This is a genomic window from Pararhodobacter sp. (genome assembly GCF_034676075.1).
Lineage (GTDB): Bacteria > Pseudomonadota > Alphaproteobacteria > Rhodobacterales > Rhodobacteraceae > Pararhodobacter.
In genome coordinates, this window is the sequence record NZ_JAUCCQ010000201.1 from 1 (window position 1) to 4,166 (window position 4,166).

Sequence of the window (4,166 nt, forward strand, 5' to 3'; positions counted from 1 at the left end):
ATATCCTCGGGGGGTGAATGCCCGCAGGGCAGAGGGGGGCAGAAAGCCCCCCTTCTTCGGCGCGGCGACGCCGCGCCGTTGGTCGCCCGAGGCGCCCGCGACAGCGGGCAACGAGGGCGAAACATCTCCCCCGCGCTCTTGACGCGTCACGCCCCCATGAAATCCCGCTTGCCCAGCGCCACGCCATTGTGGCGCAGGATGTCGTAGGCCGTCGTCATGTGGAAGAAGAACTGCGGCTTGGCATAGGCCTCCAGGAACTGCGCGCCCGGCATCCGCATCTCGCCGATCCTCAGCGTCAGCACCACCTCCCGCGTCTCCGCCCCCTCGAAATCGGCGGGGGAGAAGCTGCCGAGGTAATCCCCCGCCGCCGCCAGACGGGCGCGCAGCTCGGCGAAGCTCGTCTCGGTATCGGGGAAGCTGCGGACCTCGCGCCCGCAGAGCCGGTCGGCGCCGCGCGTGGCGAAATCGGTGGTCAGCTGCACCTGCCGGGTGAAGGGCAGCATGTCGGGGTAGAGCCGGAAGCCCAGCAGGGCTTCGGGCTTGATGCCCTGGGCCTCGACATGGCTTTCAGCCTTGGCCAGCACGCCCGAAAGCGCGGTCAGGAAGCGGGTGAAAACGGGGATGGAAGCGGCGTACATGGGTCCTCCTGCGCGCGTCTGATGCCACAGATCACCCGCCGCCGCTTCCCGTCAAGCCCCGCTCACGCCGCCGCCACCGCCGCATCCCGGGCCAGCGTCCTCTCGACCGAGGGGCGGGCGCCGCAGCGCTCGACCCAGTCGCGGATCAGGGGCATGTCGGGGATGAAATCGGGGAACCACAGGAAGGGGCTGACACAGAGCAGGTCGGCGGCCGAGAAGCGCTCGCCAAGCAGCCAGGGCCCCTTCGCCAGCGCCGCCTCCAGCTGCGCGAACATCACCGCCTTGTCGCGGATCGCCGCGTGCAGTGCCGGGTGGTCGATCTGCGCGTAATCGAGCAAGAGCACCGTTTCGATCACCCCCTGGTAGTAGGCGAGCCAGGACAGATAGGCCCCCCGCCCCTTCTGCCCGGGCAGCGGGCCCATCCCGGCGGCAGGGAATTTGTCGGTCAGGTAGAGCATGATCGCCCCCCGCTCGCGCACCTGTTCGTCGCCATCGACCAGATAGGGCACCTTGCCCTCGGGATGCGGATTGGCCGGGTCGCGCCCGCCCGAGCCGTCGATGCGCGGGATCGTCACCTCGCGGATCTCCACCTCCGCGCCCAGTTCGTCGATCAGCGTCACCAGCGCCGAGGAGCGGGAATTATGCGAATGAAACAGCGTGGCCATGAGAACCTCCTTTGGCATTGCGATGCCCGGGGTATAGGCTGGCCCTCCTGACACTTTACGGCAGCAAGTCCCATGGCAAGAACCGACCGCCTGATGCGCCTGATGGATGCGTTGCGCCGGCTGAAAGCGCCGGTCACGGCCGCGCGTCTGGCCGAGGAGACCGGCGTCTCCGAGCGCCAGCTCTACCGCGACATCGCCACCTTGCGGGCGGGCGGCGCCCTGATCGACGGGGCGGCGGGACTGGGCTACACGCTGACCGAGGATCCGGCCCTGCCGCCACAAAGCTTCTCGCGGCTGGAGATCGAGGCGCTGGTGCTGGCGCTCGGCGCGCTCGACCAGATGGGCGACCCGGCACTGGCCCGGGCCGGGCGCAACGCCGTCGCCCGCATCGCCGCCACGCTGCCCGACCGGCAGGCGCGGCAGGCGATGCACCCGGTCCTGCACGCCTGGTATCCGCCCGATGCCCGCCCGCCGGTCACCGTCGATCTGGGGCTGTTGCGGCAGGCCTGCTGGGACGAGACCTCGCTGCTGATCCGCTACCGCGACATGCAGGAGCGGGTCAGCGAGCGCCCGGTCTGGCCCCTGTCGCTGTCCTATTCCGAACGCACGCTGATGCTGCTGGCCTTCTGCCGCCTGCGTCAGGATTTCCGCGTCTTCCACGTCAGCCGGATCGAGCGGGCCGAGCCGGGCGGCGAGAGCTTCCGCCCCCGCCGCGTCTCCTTGCTGCGCGACTACATGGTCCAGCGCCGCGCCCGCCACGCGGCCGAGGTCAGGCCGCGATCAGCCCCCGGCCCTTGAGCAGCGCCTCGACCCCCGGCATGGCGCCGCGGAACTTGTGGTACAGCTCTTCGGCCTCCTCCGACCCGCCCGCCCTCAGGATGAAGCTTTCCAGCTTCTTCGCCGTCTCGGGGTCGAAGGCGCTGCCCGCTTCCTCGAAGGCGGCGAAGGCGTCGGCGTCCATCACCTCGGACCACATGTAGCTGTAATAGCCCGAGGAATAGCCGTCCCCGGCGAAGACATGGGCGAAATGCGGAGTCGCATGGCGCATCCGGATCGCGTGCGGCAGGCCGATGCTCTCCAGGATCTCGGCCTGTTTCTGCATCGGATCAGCGGGCGGCGGGCCGTCGTGGAACTCGAGATCGACGATGGCCGAGGCCAGGAATTCGACCGTCGCAAAGCCTTGATCCCAGGTCGCCGCGCCTTTCAGCTTCTCGCGCAGGTCCAGCGGCATCGGCTCGCCCGTCTGCCAGTGCTTGGCATGGGTCTCGATTACCTCGGGGACCTCCAGCCAGTGTTCATAAAGCTGGCTGGGCAGTTCCACGAAATCGCGCGCCACCGAGGTGCCCGAGATGAACTTGTATGTCACATCGGTCAGCATCCCGTGCAGCGCATGGCCGAATTCGTGGAACAGGGTCCGCGCATCGTCCCAGGACAGCAGCGCCGGATCGCCCTTGGCGAAGTTGCAGACGTTGACGACGATGGGCCGCACCTCGCCCGCCATCGCCGACTGGTCGCGGAAGGTCGACATCCAGGCGCCCGAGCGTTTCGACGGCCGGGCGAAGTAATCGCCGATGAAGACCGCCATGTGCCGCCCGTCGCGGGTGACGTCCCAGGCCCGGGCGTCGGGGTGGTAAAGCGGCACGTCCAGCGGCGTGAAAGTCAGGCCGAACAGCCGGTGCGCCACGTCGAAGGCCGCCTCGATCATCGCGTCGAGCGACAGGTAGGGCTTCAGCGCCGCCTCGTCGAAATCATGCAGCGCCTTGCGCCGCTTCTCGGCATAGAAGCGCCAGTCCCAGGGCTCCAGCGGCCCCGCGAAGCCGTCGGCATGGAGGAGTTCCTCCATCGCCGTCGCATCCTCGCCCGCCTTGGCCACGGCGGGCTCCCAGACCCGCATCAACAGGTCGCGCACCTTGTCGGGGCTGCGGGCCATTTCGGGCTCCAGCTTGAAGGCGGCGAAATTGGGATAGCCCAGCAGCGCGGCGCGTTCGTGCCGCAGCGCCAGCGTCTCGGCGGCGATGGCGCGGTTGTCGGTGGCGCCGCCGTTGGCGCCCCGTTTGCCCCAGGCCTCATAGGCCTTTTCGCGCAAGTCGCGGCGGGTGGAATATTGCAGGAAGGGCACGATCAGCGAGCGGTTCAGGGTGATGACATGCCCCTCGAGACCCCGCTCCTTCGCCGCCGCCCGGGCGGTATCGACGACGAAATCGGGCAGGCCCGCCAGATCGTCCAGCACCATGAACCAGTCGCGTTCATCGGCCAGCAGGTTCTGGGTGAATTCGGTCCCCAGCGTCGCCAGCCGCGACTTTACCGCCGCCATCCGGTCGGACCCCGCCTTGTCCAGCGCCGCCCCGGCCCGGACGAACATCCGGTGATAGAGCATCAAGACCCGCGCCTGTTCGGGGCTGAGGCCCAGCGCATCGCGCCGCTGCCAGAGGTCGTCGATCCGCGCCCAGAGCGCCGCGTTCGAGGTGATCTCGCTGGAATAGGCCGAGAGCTTCGGCGCCAGATCCCGCTGCAACGCCTCGCGCGCCGGGTTGGAATCGGACCCCGAGAGGTTGAAGAACACGCCGCCCACCTTGTCCAGAAGCGCGTCGGCCTGCTCCAGCGCCTCGATCGTGTTGGCGAAACTCGGCGCCTCGGGATTGCCGGCAATCGCCGCGATGGCCGCACGGCCCTGGGCCAGCCCCGCCTCGAAAGCGGGCGCGAAATCCGCGTCCTTGATCGCGTCGAAGGGCGGCAGGCCGAAAGGGCCGTGCCAGTCGGAGAGCAGCGGATTGGTCATCGGGGCTTCCTGTCTGAACATTTCCCCAGATATGCACCCGCCCGCACCCGGTTTCAACGCGCCCCACCTCTGCGGCGTGCCGGG

The 4,166-nt window shown here is 68.9% G+C and carries 4 protein-coding genes; 1 reads left to right on the plus strand and 3 read right to left on the minus strand.

What is annotated here, in order from left to right; all coding sequences use genetic code 11:
* Positions 1-146 precede the first annotated feature (146 nt).
* The gene (locus VDQ18_RS23045; RefSeq protein WP_323023193.1) at positions 147-638 is read right to left on the minus strand and encodes a DUF1993 domain-containing protein; all 492 of its coding nucleotides are present in this window, start codon (positions 636-638) and stop codon (positions 147-149) included.
* Positions 639-700: 62 nt separating this feature from the next.
* The gene (locus VDQ18_RS23050; protein WP_323023194.1) at positions 701-1,303 is read right to left on the minus strand and encodes a glutathione S-transferase family protein; all 603 of its coding nucleotides are present in this window, start codon (positions 1,301-1,303) and stop codon (positions 701-703) included.
* Between the two features lie 72 nt (positions 1,304-1,375).
* Between VDQ18_RS23050 and VDQ18_RS23055 the strand changes: the two genes are divergently transcribed.
* The gene (locus tag VDQ18_RS23055) at positions 1,376-2,101 is read left to right on the plus strand and encodes a YafY family protein (protein WP_323023195.1); all 726 of its coding nucleotides are present in this window, start codon (positions 1,376-1,378) and stop codon (positions 2,099-2,101) included.
* On the opposite strand, the gene VDQ18_RS23060 is transcribed toward VDQ18_RS23055, so the two are convergent.
* Positions 2,073-4,082: a M3 family metallopeptidase gene (locus VDQ18_RS23060; RefSeq protein ID WP_323023196.1), complete on the minus strand. Its 2,010-nt coding sequence runs from the start codon at positions 4,080-4,082 to the stop codon at positions 2,073-2,075. The two genes, VDQ18_RS23055 and VDQ18_RS23060, sit on opposite strands and share 29 nt — an antisense overlap.
* Positions 4,083-4,166: the final 84 nt, after the last annotated feature.

Coding starts and splice junctions, on each gene's coding strand:
- VDQ18_RS23050 (WP_323023194.1), bottom strand. CDS start 1,303: ATGGCCACGCTGTTTCATTCGCATAATTCCCGCTCCTCGGCGCTGGTG.
- VDQ18_RS23055 (WP_323023195.1), top strand. CDS start 1,376: ATGGCAAGAACCGACCGCCTGATGCGCCTGATGGATGCGTTGCGCCGG.
- VDQ18_RS23060 (WP_323023196.1), bottom strand. CDS start 4,082: ATGACCAATCCGCTGCTCTCCGACTGGCACGGCCCTTTCGGCCTGCCG.
- VDQ18_RS23045 (WP_323023193.1), bottom strand. CDS start 638: ATGTACGCCGCTTCCATCCCCGTTTTCACCCGCTTCCTGACCGCGCTT.